Origin of the sequence: Bradyrhizobium sp. CCGUVB1N3 (genome assembly GCF_024199925.1) — a bacterium.
Classification (GTDB): Bacteria; Pseudomonadota; Alphaproteobacteria; order Rhizobiales; family Xanthobacteraceae; genus Bradyrhizobium.
Genome location: NZ_JANADR010000001.1, coordinates 8,662,232 through 8,682,984 on the forward strand (window position 1 = coordinate 8,662,232; position 20,753 = coordinate 8,682,984).

The 20,753-nt window shown below is 62.9% G+C and carries 17 protein-coding genes and 2 pseudogenes; 15 read left to right on the forward strand and 4 right to left on the reverse strand.

Features of this window, described 5'->3' with window-relative positions:
* Nucleotides 1–218: 218 nt before the first annotated feature.
* Together NLM33_RS40935 and NLM33_RS40940 are read left to right on the forward strand one after the other, a co-directional pair.
* A complete protein-coding gene (locus NLM33_RS40935) occupies nucleotides 219–1,658 on the forward strand; it encodes a methyl-accepting chemotaxis protein (protein ID WP_254104077.1) in 1,440 nt (479 codons plus the stop codon).
* Nucleotides 1,659–2,438: 780 nt separating this feature from the next.
* Complete coding sequence (locus NLM33_RS40940; RefSeq protein WP_254104079.1) at nucleotides 2,439–2,645, forward strand: hypothetical protein; 207 nt, start codon at nucleotides 2,439–2,441, stop codon at nucleotides 2,643–2,645.
* 349 nt (nucleotides 2,646–2,994) lie between these two features.
* On the opposite strand, the gene NLM33_RS40945 is transcribed toward NLM33_RS40940, so the two are convergent.
* From NLM33_RS40945 to NLM33_RS40955, 3 genes are all read right to left on the reverse strand, one after another.
* Nucleotides 2,995–5,550, reverse strand: coding sequence for an NEL-type E3 ubiquitin ligase domain-containing protein (locus NLM33_RS40945; protein ID WP_254104081.1), 2,556 nt, complete (start codon nucleotides 5,548–5,550; stop codon nucleotides 2,995–2,997).
* Between the two features lie 335 nt (nucleotides 5,551–5,885).
* Complete coding sequence (locus NLM33_RS40950) at nucleotides 5,886–6,473, reverse strand: transposase (protein ID WP_371930054.1); 588 nt, start codon at nucleotides 6,471–6,473, stop codon at nucleotides 5,886–5,888.
* A 26-nt stretch (nucleotides 6,474–6,499) separates the two neighbouring features.
* Nucleotides 6,500–6,721, reverse strand: a complete 222-nt coding sequence (locus tag NLM33_RS40955; RefSeq protein ID WP_254104083.1) for a hypothetical protein — start codon at nucleotides 6,719–6,721, stop codon at nucleotides 6,500–6,502.
* A 792-nt stretch (nucleotides 6,722–7,513) separates the two neighbouring features.
* On the opposite strand from NLM33_RS40955, the pseudogene NLM33_RS40960 reads away from it, so the two are divergent.
* The 10 genes and pseudogenes from NLM33_RS40960 to NLM33_RS41005 all read left to right on the forward strand — a co-directional run.
* Nucleotides 7,514–8,478: pseudogene (locus NLM33_RS40960) on the forward strand (formylglycine-generating enzyme family protein); the annotation flags it as partial.
* A gap of 139 nt (nucleotides 8,479–8,617) precedes the next feature.
* Nucleotides 8,618–10,174, forward strand: a complete 1,557-nt coding sequence (locus tag NLM33_RS40965) for an arylsulfatase (protein WP_254104085.1) — start codon at nucleotides 8,618–8,620, stop codon at nucleotides 10,172–10,174.
* A gap of 83 nt (nucleotides 10,175–10,257) precedes the next feature.
* Nucleotides 10,258–11,277 (forward strand): MoxR family ATPase, encoded by a 1,020-nt coding sequence (locus NLM33_RS40970; RefSeq protein WP_254106129.1) that lies wholly within the window; start codon nucleotides 10,258–10,260, stop codon nucleotides 11,275–11,277.
* A 7-nt stretch (nucleotides 11,278–11,284) separates the two neighbouring features.
* Nucleotides 11,285–12,271 (forward strand): DUF58 domain-containing protein, encoded by a 987-nt coding sequence (locus tag NLM33_RS40975; protein ID WP_254104087.1) that lies wholly within the window; start codon nucleotides 11,285–11,287, stop codon nucleotides 12,269–12,271.
* On the forward strand, nucleotides 12,264–12,755 hold the full coding sequence (locus NLM33_RS40980) for a DUF4381 domain-containing protein (protein ID WP_254104089.1): 492 nt from the start codon (nucleotides 12,264–12,266) through the stop codon (nucleotides 12,753–12,755). The genes NLM33_RS40975 and NLM33_RS40980 overlap by 8 nt, the downstream gene beginning before the upstream one ends.
* Nucleotides 12,748–13,746 (forward strand): VWA domain-containing protein, encoded by a 999-nt coding sequence (locus NLM33_RS40985; protein ID WP_254104091.1) that lies wholly within the window; start codon nucleotides 12,748–12,750, stop codon nucleotides 13,744–13,746. Before NLM33_RS40980 ends, NLM33_RS40985 begins: the two co-directional genes overlap by 8 nt.
* Nucleotides 13,739–13,954 (forward strand): hypothetical protein, encoded by a 216-nt coding sequence (locus NLM33_RS40990; protein ID WP_254104093.1) that lies wholly within the window; start codon nucleotides 13,739–13,741, stop codon nucleotides 13,952–13,954. Before NLM33_RS40985 ends, NLM33_RS40990 begins: the two co-directional genes overlap by 8 nt.
* Nucleotides 13,954–15,261, forward strand: a complete 1,308-nt coding sequence (locus NLM33_RS40995; RefSeq protein ID WP_254104095.1) for a VWA domain-containing protein — start codon at nucleotides 13,954–13,956, stop codon at nucleotides 15,259–15,261. The genes NLM33_RS40990 and NLM33_RS40995 overlap by 1 nt, the downstream gene beginning before the upstream one ends.
* The gene (locus tag NLM33_RS41000) at nucleotides 15,258–16,655 is read left to right on the forward strand and encodes a BatD family protein (protein WP_254104097.1); all 1,398 of its coding nucleotides are present in this window, start codon (nucleotides 15,258–15,260) and stop codon (nucleotides 16,653–16,655) included. The genes NLM33_RS40995 and NLM33_RS41000 overlap by 4 nt, the downstream gene beginning before the upstream one ends.
* Before the next feature lie 92 nt (nucleotides 16,656–16,747).
* Nucleotides 16,748–18,424 (forward strand): arylsulfatase, encoded by a 1,677-nt coding sequence (locus tag NLM33_RS41005; protein ID WP_254104099.1) that lies wholly within the window; start codon nucleotides 16,748–16,750, stop codon nucleotides 18,422–18,424.
* A 62-nt stretch (nucleotides 18,425–18,486) separates the two neighbouring features.
* Here the strand turns inward: NLM33_RS41005 and NLM33_RS49985 are convergent, their stop codons facing one another.
* Entirely contained in the window at nucleotides 18,487–18,738 is a 252-nt protein-coding gene (locus NLM33_RS49985; RefSeq protein WP_371930184.1) for a hypothetical protein, read from the reverse strand.
* On the opposite strand from NLM33_RS49985, the pseudogene NLM33_RS41010 reads away from it, so the two are divergent.
* From NLM33_RS41010 to NLM33_RS41020, 3 genes and pseudogenes are all read left to right on the forward strand, one after another.
* A pseudogene (locus NLM33_RS41010) lies at nucleotides 18,664–19,469 on the forward strand (HAD family hydrolase). The gene NLM33_RS49985 and the pseudogene NLM33_RS41010 overlap by 75 nt on opposite strands.
* 10 nt (nucleotides 19,470–19,479) lie before the next feature.
* Entirely contained in the window at nucleotides 19,480–19,719 is a 240-nt protein-coding gene (locus tag NLM33_RS41015) for a DUF3302 domain-containing protein (RefSeq protein ID WP_254104101.1), read from the forward strand.
* Nucleotides 19,719–20,660, forward strand: a complete 942-nt coding sequence (locus NLM33_RS41020) for an HlyD family secretion protein (protein WP_254104103.1) — start codon at nucleotides 19,719–19,721, stop codon at nucleotides 20,658–20,660. Before NLM33_RS41015 ends, NLM33_RS41020 begins: the two co-directional genes overlap by 1 nt.
* Nucleotides 20,661–20,753: the final 93 nt, after the last annotated feature.

Below are 20,753 nucleotides of genomic sequence, written 5' to 3' on the forward strand. Positions count from 1 at the left end.
AGGCATAGCTCGCATCGATTGAGGGCAGTTCGTAGCAATCCTTATCGTCCATCATCGGCGAATCATCACCGACGATGTTGACTCTTGCCTTTCGTCGCGAGATTCCCGGTTGCGGGGAAGGCCGGCGCCGCCACGGCGACGAACATTTTCGATTATTTAGTATCTTTTTGAATTAATTTGATCGTGTGGCCCATTGGAGCTTCGTCCCGGAGAGGGGGATGCTCTTCCTGCCGGCGATTGAGGACGTCATGACCATGCTATTCCGGAACGCGGACTTGCTTCCTGCCGCGATAGCGCTCGGCGCGGTGCCTATCGCCAATCGCGATCCGTCATCTTCCGGCTTTTGGCTCGGCCTTGCGATGGCGTCGGTCGCAGCCATCGCAGTCATCGGGGCACGATTTTGGAACAAGAGGGACAATATCCCTTTGGACGAGGATCGTCTTGCGATCAGTGCCTTTTCCACCATCGTGGACGGGGTCGCGGTGTTCGACAAGCAGGGCTGCCTGACCGCGAATGACGCGGCGGCACGAATTCTCGGCTTGAAGAGCGGGCGCGATATGGTCGGCCTTCAATTGAGCGCCATCTCCCTCGACCCCCAGCCCAATGGCAAGAGCGTCGGTCAGTGCTTCGCGGAAACCGCAGCCGTCGTCGCCAAAAACGGAAGCGCGACGTTCGAATGGTGGCTTCGCCGGACGGATGGAACTCCTGTTCCGATCAGAGCCGGCCTGGTGCCCGCCACGTGCAGGGGCAAGCAGATCAACATCTGTTCCTGGCAGGACATCTCGGCCCTGGTCGAGATACGTGACGAGCGCAAGCGAACGATAAATGCGCTGGCCGATGATCTTGACAGGAGCGTCATGGGAGTTGTCGAAGCGGTCTCGTCACAGGCCGCCGAACTCAACCACGCGGCGGGCTCTCTGTCGTCCTTGGCCGAGCAAAATGAAAGCGAAGCAAAGGCAGTTGCACTTTGTTCCGAGCAGGCGTCGGTAAGCGTCCAGTCCATGTCCTCTGCAGCGACGGAATTGTCTTCCGCCATACAGGAAATTGGTCGCCAGGTTGAAGATTCCGCCACGGTCACACGGGCCGCAGTCACGGAAGCAGGCCGGGTGGACCGCATCATGAGTGAGCTTGCGACCGCTTCACAGAAGATCGGCGACGTGGTCAATCTGATAAACGCTATCGCAAGCCAGACCAATCTGCTTGCCTTGAACGCGACGATAGAAACGGCCCGGGCGGGTGAAGCCGGCAAGGGGTTCGCGGTCGTCGCTCAGGAGGTGAAAGCTCTAGCAAGTCAGACCGGCAAAGCGACGGACGAAATCGCCGTGCAAATCGGATCTGTTCAGTCCGCCTCTCGTGAGGCGGTCGAGGCCATCAAAGCCATTTCGGTCACAATCAACAAGATCAGCGGCATCGCATCGGCCATCGCTTCGGCCGTCGAAGAACAGGGGACCGCCACCACGCTCATTGCCCGGAACGTCCAACAGGCCTCAGACAGCGTCGACCAGGTAAGCGGAAGAATTGCGACTGTCACCCGGGCGTCCACAGAGACTGAAGAGGCCTCGAGCCAGGTCGTCAATGCCGCGCAGCATCTCTCTCAACACTCGGTGCGGCTCAAAAGTGACGTTAGCGACCTCGTTCTCAAGATGAGGGCGGCTTAGAAAGCGTTCCCCGACCTTAGTTAAGTCGCGATGGACTTCTGGAGGCCCACGCCCTTACCGCCTCACGGCGAGTTCTGGTCGGCACGAACGACTTCCGCGCAATGAGAGAAATGGAAGTGATCGCTGTTGGACCGGAATGACAGAAGGCAGGGATGTAGCGGTCAGGAGACTGATCTCCTCGCCATCTTCGAAACGGAGACCGGCTTGCGTTTTGCGCTTCATGTGGAAGTCAAGCATCCCGGGGATAGATTTAGGGAGGGCGGACGTCAGGCCACCGCGTATCCGATTAGAGCACACTGTTGGGCAACTGGCGCGCCTGCCAAGGTTTTGCGACACTCGATGGCCACGACCGCATTGCTATATGGTGAGGCAAAGCTCGGCGAATACGCAGCTCATGCTTCGCACTTTGCGACCGTTCTCACTTTTGAGGAAATCAAAAAGCACTTCCCGCATGTTGCGCCGTAGCGGAGGTTTGATCCGCAGCCGCTCGACGTCAATAGAACTCAAGATGGCCTATGCCGCTGCGGTCGCAGGTGAGGGGAGCGCGAAGCCGAAGCCAATGAAGGATGTGCCGCGCTCTGTCGGCGCGCTTAGCAGATCCTATTATCAGAGCGACGCATTCCGCACTCTGGGTGAGGGTAGCTAGTCCGGCTATCGCGGGCGCCTCGAGCAGATGCGACGCGACCACGGCCACCGTGCCGTCGCCAGTCTGACGAAGGAACGCATCGATGAGAAGATCCTCAAACCGCTATCCAACAGGCCGGGCGCAACTCAGGATGGATGCGAGCTGCAACGACGGCGGCCAGGCTCCCACTCGACTGCAAGCCGCACGGCTTGCGCAAGGCCCTCGGTCGCCTGCTGGCCGATGCCGGTGCAACCGCCCACGAAATCACGGCGGCACTCAGCCACCTGACGCTGACCGAACTGGAACGTTACACGCGGGAAGCCGACCGTCACCGGGGTGGCCGTCGCGCAAACCTGTTCTAGGGCGACCTTGACCACAAAGGTCTTCAGCCGAGGTAAACACGTCATCACGCCGCCTCGAAGCGTTTGGGAAACAGGCCGCGCTCGCGCGTAAGGACTACGAGGACCGTCGGCGCCGGCAGGCGCAAGGTGTGTTTCGGCGTGGGGTCTCAACCATGATCGGCATGGGGGTCCCATCGTTTCAATTCAATGAAATCAATGGCCTGAAGGGGTCCCGACGACGCCGATGGGGGTCATTTTTCGATCAGCATTCACAGCGTTTGCTCGACGCATGGCAGGACGACACCCTGCGAGCCTTCATGGACCCGTCAAAATCGGTCCATGCGGAGGCCTTTGCAACTGGATAGCCGCTTTACAGCTCAACCCCATGGTCCGCGAGAATCTGACGCGTCAGGGGGCCCTTGATCTCGCGGGCGATCTCGTCACGGATCTGCGCTCCGAACTCCCGCTCGGCATCTCTGTTGCCGATCAGGTCATGATCGGCAAGCCGTTGCTGGAGGCGGTTGTCGAACTCTTCGCCCATTGCCTCGACGAGCCGATCCTGCATCTGTGCGTGGGCTTCGGGGGCGATCCGGCTCACCACCGTCTCCCAGGGCTGCCAGCGGGTTGCCAGATAGTCGGCGAACCCCGTCGCCTCCTCCTCGCGCACCCGCGTCTCGGCCATGCTGAGATCGTAGTCGGTAACCCATGAGACGCCGAAGAAGCGCATGTCCGGGGCGATGTGCCGTAGCTCCAGCTTCTCGCGCAGCTTGACCTGATAGGCGAGATAGACCTCGATCTCGTCGACAAAGCGGAGCGAGTTGACCTTCTCCCGGGCGATTCCCTCGAGCGCGCCCAGGCGGAACAGAACGCGGCCCTGTTCGACGAGATCACCGAGCCGATGGTCATAGGCGCCGCCCTCGACGTCAGCGCTCAGTCGTGCGCTCTGCATGCCGTTCCAGGTCAAAGTGATGCGATCCTCGCAGCTCTCGCTCGCCCCGAAGGCCTGCTGAAAGTAGTGCTGGCGCAATTGCGGCCTCATCGCCGCCTGCTGCAGATCTTCGATCACGGCCTGCCGGAACTGGGGATTGCCAGAATTTACGGTGTCCCGCAGCCTGTCGAGAAAGCGCGCGTATTCGGGAGCACCCGCCTCCTCGGCGAAGTTCTGCCAGGCGGCCAATGACTCCGGCGCCTCGTCGAGCCAGTCCGCCACCACTTCGGGCAGCGGCCGCGCCTGAGTTTCCGCGATTGCCTCGTCCATCGAAAAGAAGACCCGAGGACCGACATAGCCTGGCGCATTCAGGGCCGCTGCCAGATTCGTCCTCACCCGCTCGGAAAGCGAATTATTCTCCAGATAAGCCATACACCCAGAACCCAGCTGCGTTAGCAGGGACTCCGGCAGGCTGGCCAGCCGGTTGTCGCGCGCCTCGAGCACCTGGAGCTCGGCCGGGAGGGTCTCGGGCAGACTGGTCAGCCGGTTGCCGCTGGCATGAAGCCTCTGGAGCTCAGGCGGGAGGGTCTCGGGCAGGCTAGTCAGCTGGTTGTCGCGGACGAAAAGCAACTGGAGCTCGGAAGGAAGACTCTCGGGCAGGCTGGTCAGCCTGTTGCCGTCGGCTTCAAGCTCTTGAAGTTCGACCGGGAGGTTATCAGGCAGGCTCATCAGCCGGTTGCCGCCGACGGCAAGTAACTGAAGTCCAGCCGGGAGGGTCTCAGGCAGGCTGGTCAGCCGATTGCCGCGAACGTCGAGGTCCTGGAGCTCGGCGGGTAGCGTATCTGGTAGGCTGGTCAGGTGATTGGCGCCGAGGGCGAGGGTCTGAAGGCCCTCCGGAAGTGTTGCGGGCAGGTTGGTCAGCTGGTTGCCGCCAAGGGCAAGTATCTGAAGTCGAGCCGGAAGAGTGTCCGGCAGGCTTGTCACCCGATTGCCGCGAACATCTAAGTGCCGCAGCTCGGTCGGCAAGCTTTCTGGCAGGCTGGTCAGGTGATTGAAGCCGACTTTGAGGGTCTGAAGGCGCTCCGGGAGTGTTGGGGGCAGGCTGGTCAGCTGGTTGCGGCCGATGGTGAGTGATTGAAGTGCCGGCGGCAGGGTGTCGGGCAGGTACATCAACTCGTTGTCGCTGACGTCGAGCGCCCCGAGATCGGGCGGAAGGGCGGGGGGCAAGGTCGTCAGGCGCAGGTGTGATAGGTCCAACTGTGGATAGAAGGCCCAAGCTTTGATTCGTCTTACGGCCTCGTGCCGGTCCTCCCCTTCTGTCTGCTCCTCTTCGCCAGCCCAACTGTTCAGGACCTGGCCAAGCTGCGATCGGTGGAGGACGGGATGTTCAACGTTCGTCGGATTGCTGGCAGGGGAGGCCTGCCGATCACTCAAAACTTCGCCCCACCGCGCGGGCGCCAGCGTGAGCCAGTGCCCTTCTTCTGAAGTATTGCTATGGCCCCGTCCAGGCTCTCGATCGAGGCTCAATTCCCCGAGATCATCCTCCCAAGGCAGGCCAAGCGTGGTTGGCCACTCATCATCGGCTTGCTCCGACGAATACTCCTCCCGATCGAGACTATGCGTCGGCAAGTGGACAGCTGAATCCATGCCGTGCCGATAGCCCATGACACTGAAATCGCCCTCTGGCACCAGGCCACGGCGATTCGCCGCCGCAAAAACCCCATGCTCATTGCAGCCCTGTTCAGATTCAACGGGCGGACTTGAGGGCAGCTGCGACGTGCCTTCGTCGACGAGGTCTAACCAGTCCGCATCTGTGTTCGACACTGCACAGGGGTGGCCGGGGAGATGTGGACTGCGGGCCGGGAGCTCGCGCAAGTGCAACTCGTTTAGCTGCTGCTCAAACCCCATTTGGTTCGCTTGCGGCTGCTGCACCTCATCGCGGTCTGTCCGCGCGAAATCCGGCGCTTCAAACGGGTTGTCATTGTTTAACCGATCCATCCCATTCTCCCTTGGCCAGATCCGAACAGCTACGCCGGATCCAGATCGAAACGTTCTGACTAAGAGGCGTAGTTTTCGAGAAGCTGACGAGAAATTAGAATGGGGGTCTCTGCCGATGAGGTCCCGTCGCGGGATTGGTAGGAATTGAAGGTGGAGTAGTCTCCGAGGTGATCAACCTCGAATTATCCGGCGTTGGAGCGCCGGACCGGAGACCACGCTGACCAGCAATATCACGAAGTCGCATGCCCCACAGTGTGAAGGAGAGATGGCTCCCCAACTTTTCGACGATTGGTTCGATCCGATTGAAACTGCTGTGCGGGAACGAGCGCGGGAATTTATTGAAGAATTGATCCGCGGTGAGCTTGATGCGGCCCTTGCCCGTCCGCGAGGCCGAGAAAGGCCATCAACTGGCGGGGATTGTCGAAGCGGGAGAAGTCGCCGACCTCGGCAACCACCGTCACGGCAACGATGAAGGCGACGCCGCGCATGGCCTGCACGGCCTCTACGAACGGCGTCATCGACCATTGTGGCGCCAGGTCCTCGATCCGCTTGGTCAAGCAGTCCACACGGGCCTCAGCGTCGGTCACGGCATGAATGTAGTCCTGCAGAACGATTTGGCTCGCCGGGTGATCGAAGCGCACCGTGGTGAGCCAGCGACGATAAGCCAGAGTCCACCCCTTCTTCCCGGCATAGATGCGGCCATGTCGGAGCAGGAAGCCTTGGAGATGTTGCCGCGCCTTGCCGAGCACACGCATCCCCGTGGCGCGGGCTCTCACCAAGTCGCGCATGGCCTCATGCGCCGCATCCGGAATCCACACCGCTGTCAGCTCGCCGCTCCGGTGCAGCTTGGCCAGCATCGCCGCATCGCGCCGGTCGGTTTTTACCCGATCCCCGGCCTTCATCAGGATCAGCGAGGGGGCCACCACAATGCAGTTGTGCCCCAGTCCCGTCAGTTGTCCCGATGCAGGCCATATCCGCAGGGGCCGGCTTCGTAACAAGAACTGACCTGCCGGTCACCCTTGCCAAGCTTCTTCGCCAGCTTGGCGATTTGATCGGCGCGATTAGGGATGATCCCCAAGTTAGGAACTTCCCCGCCGCGCATCCCTTCCGCCACTGCGACCGAAATCGTCGCCTTGTGCACATCCAGCCCTACGAAAATGCTATCGTTCATCAGGCCCGCTCCCCATGCTTGAGGCTCGGCGCCGGACCATCCGGCGCAACCCTCGATAGGAGCTTGCCGCGGGGCGGGCCGCCCGTCACCTCAGAGGGCAAACATAGGGTCTAGGCTAGTTAGCTCGAGTTGGACTATGATGGATTGGAGTGAGAGTTTAATGCTCTCGATGAGACAGGGCGGTGTGTGCATCGGGAGGTCAAAAAAGTCCATTGAAGACAAATGTGACACGCCGTTCTTGAACTAATTGCGCGCGTCCCAGGACCTCGCACCGGGCGCAGAGCGGCCGTTTGCGAACCTTGGTGAGGTGGCGACTGCCGTCATGGTCGTCGAGTCCCGTGTACGGTTCGCATAGGACCGAATGCATAGCGCGCAGACGAAGCCCAGTGATTCAGCGCTGGCCAACCGCAGAACACGATCTAAGCGGGATGTGGGTGCGACATCGTGGCTTCGCGCTTTGAGGCAAATCATCGCTGAATTTGACGCGACTATGCAGCGGATTGGCGGATTTCTGGCATGCGGCAATAAGGCTACCCGCCGTTGCGCGTACTGGCATAAGCTGCACATCACAGCTATCCAATCTTCCAATACCGTCTGCAACCTAAGCGATACGCTCGGAGCGCGCGTAACGATGAAAAGGGTGTGCGCGAAAGAGGGAGCCCAGTACGTCGTCTGCGCCTCCAGCCTTCAGCGCCAAGAAGAAGGGACCAGGGCAATGTGTCCAGCGCATAGTCGACATCTGCTGAATTCTGTGCCGTAGCAGAGGGTAGGCTCGCGTATTGGAGTTACATCATGCTGCGGGCGGGTCTGGATCGCTGCGACGGGTTGCTGGATGCGAAGGCCGGCGAGATGGTCTTCGTTTCGGGCGGCACCTTCCGGATGGGCTCGGACCATCATTATCCTGAGGAAGCGCCAAGCCATCGTGTATTCGTCGACGGTTTCTGGATCGACCGCACGCCGGTGACCAACCGGCTGTTCAAGCAATTCGTCAACGCGACCGATCACGTCACCGAAGCCCAGATCGTTCCCGACGCGAAGGATTATCCCGGCGCGGTGCGCGACATGCTCTATGCCGGATCGTTGGTGTTCTCGCCGCTCCCGCGCATCACGGATCTGAAGGATTGGAGCCAGTGGTGGACGTTCATGCGCGGCGCCAATTGGCGGCATCCCTACGGTCCGAAGAGCAACCTCCGGGGTCTCGACGATCATCCGGTCGTCCACGTCTCCTATAGCGACGCGCTCGCCTATGCGCGCTGGGTGGGCAAGGATCTTCCGACCGACGCGGAATGGGAGTTCGCCGACGCGGCGGGCTCGACGGTGAGGAATTCGCCTGGGGCAACACGCTGACGCCGGGCGGCAAGCACATGGCCAACATCTGGCAGGCAAACTTTCCTGTCCAGAACCTCGGCGAGGATGGGTTCGAGCGCACCTCGCCGGTCATGGCCTTTCCCCCGAACGGCTACGGCCTCTACGACATGATCGGCAATGTCTGGGAGTGGACCTCGGACTGGTGGTCGCCGAGGCATCAGACCGACGCGGCGAAGCCCTGCTGCATCCCGCTCAATCCGCGCGGCGGCCGCGAGGAGGCGAGCTTTGATCCATGTCAACCAAACATCCGTATTCCCCGTAAGGTTCTGAAAGGCGGGTCGCATCTTTGCGCACCGAACTATTGTCGTCGCTATCGCCCCGCTGCGCGTCATGCGGAACCGGTCGATACGTCGACCAGTCATGTCGGATTCCGGTGTGTGGTGCGGGTGTCCGGTTCTCCGCCGTCGGAGGGGCCCCCTAGGAAAAAGAAAGTAGGAGTATCAAATGCGCGACGACCTCAAAGACAAGCGCAAGGCTGCGGTAAATCCAGTTGTCAACGGCCCGAGGCCGTTGCTTCGCGGGCTGCTCATGGCGGCTCTGGTCGCGACGAGCCTGTCTCCTCTCATCAAGTTTCCTGCAAACGCGCAGCAGCCGAGTTCGGCGAAGCCCAACATCCTCGTCGTCTTCGGGGATGACATCGGTCAGTCCAACATCAGCGCCTATACCCGCGGGGTGATGGGTTACAAGACGCCGAACATCGACCGTATCGCCAATGAAGGCATGATATTCACCGACTACTATGCGGAGAACAGCTGCACGGCGGGACGGTCCACGTTCATAACGGGGCAAGTCTGCTTGCGGACCGGCCTTTGCAAGGTTGGCATTCCCGGCGCCGCGGTTGGCCTGCAGGACCGCGACATCACCATTGCCCAGGCGCTCAAGCCCCTTGGCTACGCGACAGGGCAATTCGGCAAGAACCATCTTGGCGATCGTGACGAATATCTGCCGACGAAGCACGGATTCGACGAGTTTTTTGGCAACCTCTATCACCTGAACGCGGAGGAAGAGCCGGAGCGTCCCTATTATCCCAAGAACGATACCACCTTCACCAAGAGCAACTCGCCGCGTGGCGTGCTCAAGGCCTCCGCCGACGGCAAGATCGAGGATACCGGGCCGCTCAATCGCAAGCGGATGGAAACCGTTGACGACGAGACGACGGCCGCGGCAATCGATTTCATGCAGCGCCAGGCGCGGGCCAACCGGCCGTTCTTCACCTGGATGAATACGACGCGCATGCATGTGTTCACCCATGTGCGCGCATCCATGCAGGGACAGAGCGGCATGCCGGGCAACGAATATGCCGACGGCATGATCGAGCATGACGGCGACGTCGGCAAGCTCCTCAAGGCGCTCGACGATCTCGGTATCGCCAACAACACCATCGTGGTCTACACGACCGACAATGGTCCCAATCAATGGTCTTGGCCGGACGCGGCGACGACGCCGTTCCGCAGCGAGAAGGACACGAACTGGGAAGGCGCGTTTCGCGTTCCCGCCATGATCCGCTGGCCCGGCCGTATCAAGGCCGGCGAAGTCTCCAACGACATGGTTTCCGGTCTCGACTGGTTGCCGACCCTGCTCGCCGCGGCCGGCGACACCGACATCAAGGAACGCCTGCTGAAGGGCACCGATCTCGGCGGCAAGACCTTCAAGGTCCATCTCGACGGCTACAATCAGCTGCCCTACCTGACCGGCCAGCAGCCGAAGTCGGCACGCAGCGAATTCTACTATTTCAACGATGACGGCGAGGTGGTTGCGTATCGCTTCAATGACTGGAAGATCGTGTTCTGCGAGCAGCGTCAGCCGGGAGGGTTCGTGGTTTGGGCCAACCCGTTCACCTGCCTGCGTGCGCCGAAGATCTTCAACCTGCGAATGGATCCGTTCGAGCGCGCTGACGTCGTCTCGGACCAATATTACGACTGGTTCGCCAAGAACGCCTATCTTGCGCAATACGGCGTATGGCGTGTGGCGCCGTTCCTTCAGACCTTCAAGGAGTATCCGCCAAGCCAGCGGTCGGCGAGCTTCAGCATCGATCAGATGATCGACGCGATGATGAAGAATCTCGACAAGACGGCGCCGAAATAGTCAGCGAGCACAAGCGCTCCGGCCGCCGATCCGGGCGGCCGGGAGACCACCCTCATCAGCGGACAGCCATGCCTGATCTCAAGATGAACCGGCCGCAAACCGTGACAGAGCCGGGAAGCACGACGAAATCGGCGGCCCGTGATGCCGTGCTCGAGCTCAAGTCGCGCATCGGAAAGGCGGTGCTGGGCCAGGACCACCTGGTCGAGAGCATGCTGATCGGCCTGCTCGCCAATGGCAACATGCTGATCGAGAGCCTCCCTGGACTCGCCAAGACCCGTGCGGTCAAGACCCTTGCGAAGAATCTGGCGGCCGATCTGTCGCGCGTGCAGTTTACGCCTGACTTGCTGCCATCGGACGTGACCGGCGCCGAGATCTACGTCCAGACCGACAAGTGCGGCCAGTTTCAGTTCCAGAAGGGACCGATCTTCGCCAACCTCGTGCTCGCCGACGAGATCAACCGCGCGCCGGCCAAGGTGCAGTCGGCGCTGCTCGAAGCCATGGAGGAGCGCCAGGTCACCGTCGCCGGCAAGACCTACAAGATGCCCGACCTGTTCATGGTGCTCGCGACCGAGAACCCGATCGAGCAGGAGGGCACCTATCCCCTTCCCGAAGTGCAGCTCGACCGCTTCCTGATGCATGTCGTCATCACCTATCCGGACGAGGCGACCGAAGGCGAAATCATCGCGCTCAATCGGGCCGAAAACGCCCAGCAGCCGAAAGGCCACGCAGCCGAGCCACCGCCGATCCCGCAGCAGGCGATCCTGAATGCGCGCGGCGAGATCGACGGCATCTTCGTCTCCGATCTCGCGCAGAAATACATCGTCGATGTGATCTACGCGACGCGCTTTCCTGGCCGCTACGGCGAGCCCTTGAGCAAATGGATCCAGGTCGGCGCCAGCCCACGCGGCAGCCTCGCGCTCGACCGCTGCGCCCGCACCCGCGCCTGGCTCGATGAATACGACTTTGTCACGCCGGATCATGTCCGTGCCGTCGTCCATGACTGCCTGCGGCACCGGATCATCCTCAGCTACGAGGCGGTGTCGCAAGGCGTCACGCCCGACCAGGTGATCGACAAGATCGCTGAATTGGTCGCAGCAGCCTGAGGCCAGCATGACCGGGACATCAGCCAAAACGCCAGGTGTCTATGTCGGTCTCGATGATCTGATCGCGCTCGAATATCGCGGACGCAAGATCTCCTTCCTGCCGCGCCAGCCAGTGCACAGCCTGCTCTCGGGCCGCTTCGCCTCGCGCATGCGCGGCCGCGGCCTGAACTTCGAGGAGATCAGGGACTATCGCGCCGGCGACGACGTCCGCTCGATCGACTGGAAGGTGACGGCGCGTCTGCGCAAGCCGCATATCCGCGTCTTCAACGAGGAGCGCGACCGGCAGACCATCCTCGTGGTCGACCAGCGCCTGTCGATGTTTTTCGGCAGCCGGCGCGCCATGAAATCGGTGACGGCGGCAGAGGCCGCAGCGATCGGCGCATGGCGGGTGCTCGGCGTCGGTGATCGCGTCGGCGCCGTCGTGTTCGGTGATCGTGACCTCGTCGAGGTAAGGGCGCGGCGCAGCCGGGCGACGGTGCTCCAGATCCTGGCAGCCATCGTCTCGTACAACGAGGCGCTCGGCGTCGGGCGCGGTCTGGTCTCCGCGCCGGCCATGCTCAACACTGCGCTCGATCATGCGAGGCGCCGGGCGCCGCATGATGCCGCCGTGGTCATCATCAGCGATTTCGACGGCGCAGACGATACCACGCGCGAGATGGTCGCCGCTATGGCCCGGCACAACGACGTGATCGCCGCGCTGGTCCATGACCCCCTGCAGAGCGACTTGCCGCCTTCAGCCAGCATGACCGTGACCGATGGCGAATTGCAGATCCGGCTCGAAGTTGGACGCCACAGCGTACGCCAGAGCGTATCGCAGGCCACGCAGGAGCGCCTGAAGGGTATCCTTGCCTGGACGCACGACCTCGGGGTACCCGTGCTGCCGCTCAGTGCCTCAGAGGATACCGCTGGCCAGGTTCGTCGTCTTCTTGGCGGCTTGTCGGCCCGTCACGGCGCAGGCGCCGGCCACAATCGGACGGAGGCGGCCCTTGGCTGAAGCTCCATCCACGACAGCCGATCCCGTAGCCGGCCTGATCGACTTCGCGCTGCCGCAGGAGGTGAGCCTCTGGCCGGAGACCTGGGAGGCGCGGCTCGCAATTGTCCTGCTGCTCGCCGCCATCGTCGCGGGCGTGTGGCGCTTCGCGCATCTGCGCCGCGTCAACCGCTATCGCCGGGAAGCGCTCGCCGAGCTCGATCGGATCGAGCACGCCCGCAATTCCGGACCGTCGGAGCTGCTTTCGAAGCTGACCGTGCTGGTGCGGCGAACCGCGCTCGCCGCCTTTCCGCGCGAGCAGGTGGCGCCTCTGGTCGGGCCGGCCTGGCTCTCCTTCCTCGACCGCAGCTATGGCGGCGAGGAATTCGCCGGCGGCGTAGGCCGCCTGCTCGTGAGCGGGCCTTATCAGCAAAGTCCGCTGGACTGGGCCGAACTGCAATCGCTGCTTCGTCTCGTCCGTCGCTGGATCAGGGGGCACCATGCTTGAATTCGCCTGGCCATGGCTGCTCGTGTTGTTGCCTCTGCCGATTCTGGTGTGGTGGCTGTTGCCGCCATACCGGGCGCGCCAGGCCTCCGTTCAGGTGCCCTTCTTCGACCGGCTGGCGGCTGCGACCGGACAGACGCCGCAGCGGGGCGCTGTCGTGCTGGAACGCCGCGCGGTGCAGATGATCGTGGCGGCAGCAATCTGGACGCTGCTCGTTGTGGCACTGGTGCGGCCGCAATGGGTCGGCGATCCCGTGACACGCGATGTCTCCGCGCGCGATCTGATCCTTGCCGTCGACATATCCGGGTCGATGGACCAGCGCGACTTCAAGACGCCCGACGGCGCGACCCTCACGCGGCTCGACGGGGTCAAGCGCGTCATCAAGGATTTCATCGCGCGCCGCAAAGGTGACCGTGTCGCGCTGATCCTGTTCGGCACCAGAGCTTATGTGCAGGTGCCCTTCGCGCAGGACCTTCAGACGGCGCAGCAACTGCTCGACCAGAGCGCGGTCGGCATGGCCGGCCAGCAGACGGCGATCGGCGACACCATCGGGCTTGCCATCAAGACGTTCGCGGCCAGCACGGCGAAGCAAAAGCTGCTGGTCCTCCTGACCGATGGCAACGACACGGCAAGCCGGGTGCCGCCCGAACACGCCGCCGACATCGCCCGCCAGAACGACGTCAAGGTCTACACGATCGGCGTCGGCGATCCTGCGGCCTCGGGCGAGAACCGCGTCGACCTTGCCGTTCTGCAATCCGTTGCGACCACCACCGATGGTCACTTCTTCCGCGCCGAGGACGGCGCACAGTTGCAGGCGATCTATGCCGACATCGATCGCCTCGCGCCGGCCAAGCTTCAGACCCAATCGTGGCGGCCCAAGCTGCCGTTGTTTCAGTGGCCGCTGGGGGGCGCGGTGATGCTTGGCCTGCTGCTGTGGATCGCGCTTCTCCTCGGCAGCGAATGGCGCCGGATCAGGACCTCCAGCCATGCATGACGTTGCCACAATCTCCTTCCACCTCTTGCGTCCGCTCTGGCTGCTCGCGCTGATCCCGCTCGCCATCGTGTTCGCGGTGCTGCTGCGACGGCAGAATGTGCGCGCACAATGGAGAAATGTGATCGCGCCGCACCTTCTGACGCATCTTATCGTGCGGCCGCAGCGGGGCGCCACATCAATCCGCTCTATCTCGTTGCGGCGGCCCTGATGCTCGGCATCATCGCGCTGTCCGGCCCGACCTGGCGGCGCGAGCTGCCGCCCTTCGTCGAGGACAAGGCGCCGCTGATGGTCGCGCTCGCCGTCGATTTCTCGATGGGCGCGACCGACGTCGCGCCGTCGCGACTCGAACGCGCCAAGCAGAAGATCAGTGATCTTCTCGCAGCGCGTGCCGGCGCCCGAACCGGGCTCATCGCTTACGCTGGGACCGCGCATCTGGTGATGCCGCTGACCGATGACCGTTCCGTCATCGCGCCGTTCCTGGGCGCGCTTGCGCCGGGATTAATGCCGGCGGATGGCAAGAACGTCGCGCGCGCGATCGCCCTGGCCGCGGATTCACTCGCGACCGAGCCGATCGCCGGCACCATCCTCCTGGTCGCAGATGATCTCGGGACCGTGGATGCGGCCACGGTCCGGCAAACGGCCGGGCGGAACAATCTCGTCGTGCTGGCGGTGAGCGCGGACGCGCCATCGCTGCCGGCCGGCACGGATGTCGTGCAGGTCAGTGTCGACGGCTCGGACGTCGTGCGACTGGAGCGCCGGATCGAAACACGCTTCCAGGCCGCGCAAGGCGATGCGTTCGGCACACGATGGCAGGATGAAGGCTACTGGCTCTTGCTGCCGCTCGCATTCCTCAGCGTGATCTGGTTCCGGCGCGGCACGACGGTCGCCTGGGCGCTTGCCCTGATCATCGTGATGCATGCGCAGCCCGCGAGGGCGGAAGAGACCCATCGTTTCGTCAATCTGTGGCTGACGCCGGATCAGCAGGGGCGGCTTGCGTTTGACCGTGGTGACTATGCCGCTGCGAAAACTCTGTTCGCCGATCCGATGTGGCGCGGCATCTCGGCCTATCGCGCGTACGACTTTCTCGCCGCTGCCGAGGAATTTTCGCGCGTTGAGACGCTGGAGGGCAAATTCGCGCTTGGCAATGCGCAGGCGCAGAACCACGCCTATGAAAAGGCTCTCAAGGCCTATGACGACGTGCTGAAGGAGCAGCCCGGCAATGCCGCCGCGAAGGCCAACCGGGCCATCGTCCGGTCTGCGCTTGATGCGCAAGAAGCGAAACGCCGCAAGCAGGGGCAGGACGACAGTACGCCGCCGGATGAGAAGGCCGACGAGATGAAAGTCGATCCCAACCAGAAGGGCGGCAAGAAGATCACGGTCACGCCGCAGGACGTCACCACCGCCGGCGCAGCCGAAGCCTGGATGCGCCAGGTCCAGACCTCGCCTGCGGATTTCCTCAAGCTGAAATTCGCGATCCAGGCGGCCGCTCCGGAACAGGGGAGGGCGTCGCGGTGAGAGGTTGGATCGGCTCCATCGCCCTGCTGCTCGCGGCCGTGCTCCCGTCGCAAGATGACCGCGCGCAGCAGGCGACTGCGCCCGAGCCGATCGTGCAGGTGACGATCGATCCGCCGCGCGTCGTGGTGGGACAGCAGACCACGCTTGCGATCTCGGTCATGGCGCCAAACTACATGACATCGCCGCCCGAACTGCCCGGCTTCCAGGTCCGCAACGCAGTGACCCGGCAACTGCAAAGCGTCAACACCAATGAGCAGCGGGACGGCGTGTCCTATGCGGGTGTTCGCTTCGAATACGCCATCTCGCCGCAGGAGCCGGGCTCGTACGCTGTCGCCGACCAGAGCGTCAGGATCAAATATGCCGCCGAGCCGCCGGCCACGCGCGAGGTGACCGTCGCGCTGCCGCCTGTGTCGTTCGAAGCGTTCATTCCGGACGCCGCGCGCGCGCTTCAGCCGTTCGTATCGGCCGACAGCATGACCGCCGAACAGGAGATCCGGCGTTCGTCCGACCAACTCAAGGCCGGCGACGCGGTCACGCGGACGGTGACGATCAAGGCAGAAGGCACGCCTGCGATGCTGCTGCCTCCTCAGCAGTTCCCTGCCATCGAAGGCCTGCGGCTTTATCCAGCGCAGCCGAAGCTCGAGGATAGGATTGACGGACGAACCGATGTCATGACGTCGACCCGCGTCGATTCGGCGACCTACATGCTGGAACGGCCGGGCGACTATGCGCTGCCTGCGGTCGAGATCGGCTGGTGGAACAATGCGAACGGCAAGGTTGAACGCATCCATCTCGATGCCGTGCCTCTCGCGGTTGCCGCCACCGCCGGGGCGAGCCAGATGCCGACCGATCGATCGGGGCGGGCATGGACATGGTCCGACATACGTGAACTCGTCGCGGATCACTGGCTGATCGTGTTGCTCGCGGCGGTTATCGCCGCATGCCTTGGCCTGATTGCGCCGCGTGCGATCAGGCGCATTGCGGCCGATCATCGCCGCCGGCACGAGGCCTATCGCCGGTCGGAGATGTTTGCCTTCAACCGGCTCCGCCGCGCGATCCGCCATCGAGACGCAGGAGCATCGTATTTCGCGCTGCTTGAATGGCTGCCGCATCTCAACGCCTCGCCGCCTTCGAATACGGCCGGCGCCTTCAAGGTCGCCGCGCGCGATCCGGAGTTGGACCGTCAGATCGGCGCGCTGGAAAGCGAGCTCTTCGCAAATCGGCGCGATCCGGCTGCCTGGTCTCCTCGACAACTTCTGCACCGCGTGGTCGCTGCTCGCCGCAGCCTGCGCCCGCGCGCCAGGCACCGCGACACGACAGCTTTACCTCAACATCTGAATCCGGTTGGGACTTCGAATGCCGCCGCGTATCGGAGCAGAAAGCCCGCCAGATAGGCGAAGCACAAGGAGACCACTTAGACGGAACGGACGATCAAGGCTCAACATCACGAGCGCTAACCAGACTCGAGAAGATCAAGGAGCGACGAATGACCAATGAGACGAAGAAGCAGGATAACGCCGTCGCCGATTCCACTTGTAGCGACAAACCAGCGATTCATCGGCGGGCCGTGCTACTCGGCACGTCGTCGATTGTCGCGACGGCAGCGCTGACGTCAGACGCTCTCGCGCAAGCTCAGAAGGCCGCTCCTGCGGCAGCGCCGCCTGCCGGTCGCAAGCCCAACATCCTCGTGATCTTCGGCGATGACATTGGCATTCCCCAGATCAGCGCCTACACCATGGGCATGATGGGCTATCGCACGCCCAACATCGACCGCATCGCGCGCGAGGGAGCGATCTTCACCGATTCATACGGCCAGCAGAGCTGCACCGCGGGCCGCGCCTCCTTCATTCTCGGTCAGGAGCCGTTCCGCACCGGCCTGCTCACGATCGGCATGCCCGGCGATCCCCACGGCATCCAGGATTGGATGCCGACGATCGCAGATGTCCTGAAGACGCAGGGCTACGCCACCGGCCAGTTCGGCAAGAACCATCTTGGCGACCGCGACGAGCATCTGCCGACGAAGCACGGCTTCGACGAGTTCTTCGGCAATCTCTATCACCTCAACGCGGAGGAAGAGCCGGAAGGCTATTTTTATCCGAAGGACCCGAACTTCCGGAAGCAATATGGCCCACGCGGCGTCCTCAAGGCGACAGCCGACGGCAAGATCGAGGACACCGGTCCCCTGAACACGGCGCGCATGCCGACGGTGGACGAGGAGTTCCTCGGCGGCGCCAAGGACTTCATCGGGCGTCAGGTCAGGGCAAACCGGCCATTCTTCTGCTGGTTCAATGCGACCCGGATGCACGTCTTCACCCATTTGAAGCCGTCGTCGCTCGGCAAGACCGGCAAAGGCATTCACGCCGACGGCATGGTCGAGCACGACGGAATGGTGGGCGAACTGCTCCAGCAGCTCGACGATCTCGGCATCGCCGACAATACGATCGTGCTCTACACCACGGACAACGGCGCCGAGCTCGCATTGTGGCCCGACGGCGCCCAGACGCCCTTCCACGGCGAGAAGGGTACGACATGGGAAGGCGGCATGCGCATTCCGATGATGGTGCGGTGGCCGGGCGTCGTGAAGCCCGGCACGCAATACAACGAGATCATCTCGTTGATCGATTGGTTCCCAACGCTCTGCGCCGCTGCCGGCATCCCCGACATCAAGGAAAAGATGAAGGCCGGTTTCGCCTGCGCCGGCGGCAAGAGCTTTCGAGTTCACCTCGACGGCTACAACTTCATGCTGTTCTTCAAGGGAGACGCGAAGGAGCCGCCGCGCGACGCGATCTACTACTTCGATCAGGGCGGCAATCTCAATGCCATCAGGTGGAATGACTGGAAGCTGAGCTTCGCGACGGCGTCCAAGGGCAATATCGCGACCGCGACCCGCGAAGTCCCCGCATGGTCGCTGATCGCAAACCTGCGCGTGGATCCCTACGAGCGGGGCATGGAGGAGGGCGGCGGAGCGATCGACTTCCTTGCCCGGAACATGTGGCTGATCGTCCCGGTGCAAGGCAAGATCAAGGAGTTCTTCTCCGACTTCAACCAGTTCCCCTATCAGGAAGGCAGCTCGCTGAACGCGAGCGGCATCAACTACGGCCTGCTCCGGCAACAGGCTGCCTTGAAGCGGCTTAATGAGCTCGAACGCTTGAAGCCGCAGTAGTGGGAGGATAACGGGGAAGAAGGACCAAGACCATGATGGCTCGGCTCGGCGCTGCGCTGCTTTTATGTCTCGCGATCATCACGGCTGCGGAGGCGCAGCCGGCCAATCCTCTGCCATCCTGGAACGACGGCGCGGCGAAGACGGCGATCGCCGATTTCGTCGCGCGCGTCACGCGAGACGGCGGCGCGGACTTCGTTCCGCCCGCCGAACGCATCGCCGTATTCGACAATGACGGCACGCTGTGGTGCGAGCAGCCGATCTATTTCCAGGCGGCATTCGGCTTCGGTCAGGTCAAGTCGATGGCGCCGCAGCATCCTGAGTGGAAGCAGAAGCAGCCGTTCAAGGCATTTCTTGCGAACGACAAGCCGCGCTCGCGGCGCAGGGCGAGAAGGGTCTGCTTGCGCTACTCGCGGTCTCCTATAGCGGCACGACGACGGACGCCTATGCAAAATCGGTCGCCGATTGGCTCGTCCAGGCAAGGCACCCGCGGTTCAATCGTCCCTATAACGAGCTGGTCTATCAGCCGATGCTGGAGCTGCTCGCTTACTTGCGCGCCAACGGCTTCAAGACCTTCATCGTGTCCGGCGGCGGCGTCGAGTTCATGCGGGTGTGGGCCGACAAAGCCTACGGCATACCGCCCGAGCAGGTGGTCCGCTCCTCCGGCGTCACGCAGTTCAAGATTGGCGCCGATGGAAAGCCGGTCCTGATGAAACTGGCGAAGATCGAGTTCATCGACGACGGTCCCGGCAAGCCGCCGGGCATCAATCGCTTCACCGGCCGCCGCCCGATCCTCGCCTTCTGCAACTCGGACGGCGACCAGCAGATGCTGCAATGGACCGCGGCAGGACCGGGCGCGCGCTTCCTCGGCATCGTCCACCACACCGACGCGCAGCGCGAATATGCCTACGACCGCCAATCGAAGGTCGGAAAGCTCGACAAGGCCTGGAACGAAGCCGTGCAGCGCGGCTGGACCGTTGTGGACATGAAGCAGGACTGGAAAACGGTGTTCCCGTTCGAGGGTGGCAGCACAGGAGCGTCGCGATGAGGCGACCGTCATGAGCGGCTACGATATCTTCGCCTGGATCGTGCTGGTGATCCTGCTTGCCAGCGCGATCGGCGTGGTCTGCATCGCCGGCTGGCTGCCGGGACATATCGCCAAGTCCCGCAACCATCCTCATGCGCAGGCCGTGATGGTCGCGGGCTGGATCACGCTGTTCTTCGGCTTCGCGCTGTGGCCGATCGCATTCATCTCGGCCTATCTCGACGTGCCGACGCGCAAGGCGGGAGATGCGTGATGGCCATCGCGATCCTCAATACGTATCTCGTGCTGCTGTTCCTGCTGGTGCACTTCAAGATCGTGCGCTTCAACCTGTTCTGGAAAGCGTCGCCTGCGATCGTGATGGTTCTTGTGCTGTTGGGGTTGCTGATCCCGATGGGGTGGGGTGCGCCGCAGGGCAATGCGCTTGTTGTGCGTAATGCGGTGTCGATCGTACCTGATGTGGCGGGCGAGGTGACGGATGTCCCGGTCGTCGCCAACGTACCGCTCAAATCCGGCGACGTCCTGTTCAAGATCGACCCGACGCCGTACGCGGCGCAGGTCAGGGCGATCGACGCGCAGTTCAAGCTGGCCAAGACGCGCCTCGGCCAAATGACGCAGCTCTACGAGCGCGACGCCGGTCGCGGTTTCGACGTCGAGCAGCGCCAGTCCGAGGTCGATCAGCTCTCCGGCCAGCTCGAGGCCGCGCAGTGGAATCTCGACAAGACCGTCGTGCGCGCACCGACCGACGGCTACGTCACCAATCTCGCGCTGCGCAAGGGCGCGCGCGTCGCCAACCTGCCGCTGTCGCCGGTAATGGCCTTTATCGACACCTCCAACACCATCATCGGCGTCCAGATCAACCAGATCGACGCGCGCCATGTCGCGCCGGGGCAGGAGGTAGAGGCCACCTTCAAATTTGCGCCCGGGAGGATTTTTCCTGGCAGGGTCGAGAGTGTGCTGCAGGCGATCGCGACCGGGCAGGCGCAGACGTCGGGCACCGCCGTCGTGCCAAAGGCGATCGAGGCCGCGCCCTTCATCGTGCGCGTCAGGCTCGACGATGCCAATTTCGCCACGCGCCTGCCGGCCGGCAGCGCCGGAACGGCGGCGATCTACACGGATCACCTCAAGCCGACCCATGTGGTCCGCCGCGTCATCCTGCGCCAGGTCGCGATCCTGAACTACGTCAATCCGTTCTGAGGGACTGCATGATGAGAGCCATCGTTGGAGCCATTCGCCATCGCACAGATGACTACGAGTACGCACGCGCAAGGCCCGTCACCAGAGGAGCTC

What these genes read in the sequence shown, in the direction of transcription:
- NLM33_RS40935 (WP_254104077.1), top strand. Translation starts at nt 219, where the DNA reads ATGCTCTTCCTGCCGGCGATTGAGGACGTCATGACCATGCTATTCCGG.
- NLM33_RS40940 (WP_254104079.1), top strand. Translation starts at nt 2,439, where the DNA reads ATGCGAGCTGCAACGACGGCGGCCAGGCTCCCACTCGACTGCAAGCCG.
- NLM33_RS40945 (WP_254104081.1), bottom strand. Translation starts at nt 5,550, where the DNA reads ATGGATCGGTTAAACAATGACAACCCGTTTGAAGCGCCGGATTTCGCG.
- NLM33_RS40955 (WP_254104083.1), bottom strand. Translation starts at nt 6,721, where the DNA reads ATGAACGATAGCATTTTCGTAGGGCTGGATGTGCACAAGGCGACGATT.
- NLM33_RS40965 (WP_254104085.1), top strand. Translation starts at nt 8,618, where the DNA reads ATGGCGGCTCTGGTCGCGACGAGCCTGTCTCCTCTCATCAAGTTTCCT.
- NLM33_RS40970 (WP_254106129.1), top strand. Translation starts at nt 10,258, where the DNA reads ATGAACCGGCCGCAAACCGTGACAGAGCCGGGAAGCACGACGAAATCG.
- NLM33_RS40975 (WP_254104087.1), top strand. Translation starts at nt 11,285, where the DNA reads ATGACCGGGACATCAGCCAAAACGCCAGGTGTCTATGTCGGTCTCGAT.
- NLM33_RS40985 (WP_254104091.1), top strand. Translation starts at nt 12,748, where the DNA reads ATGCTTGAATTCGCCTGGCCATGGCTGCTCGTGTTGTTGCCTCTGCCG.
- NLM33_RS40990 (WP_254104093.1), top strand. Translation starts at nt 13,739, where the DNA reads ATGCATGACGTTGCCACAATCTCCTTCCACCTCTTGCGTCCGCTCTGG.
- NLM33_RS40995 (WP_254104095.1), top strand. Translation starts at nt 13,954, where the DNA reads ATGCTCGGCATCATCGCGCTGTCCGGCCCGACCTGGCGGCGCGAGCTG.
- NLM33_RS41005 (WP_254104099.1), top strand. Translation starts at nt 16,748, where the DNA reads ATGACCAATGAGACGAAGAAGCAGGATAACGCCGTCGCCGATTCCACT.
- NLM33_RS49985 (WP_371930184.1), bottom strand. Translation starts at nt 18,738, where the DNA reads ATGCTGCGGCGCCATCGACTTGACCTGACCGAAGCCGAATGCCGCCTG.
- NLM33_RS41015 (WP_254104101.1), top strand. Translation starts at nt 19,480, where the DNA reads ATGAGCGGCTACGATATCTTCGCCTGGATCGTGCTGGTGATCCTGCTT.
- NLM33_RS41020 (WP_254104103.1), top strand. Translation starts at nt 19,719, where the DNA reads ATGGCCATCGCGATCCTCAATACGTATCTCGTGCTGCTGTTCCTGCTG.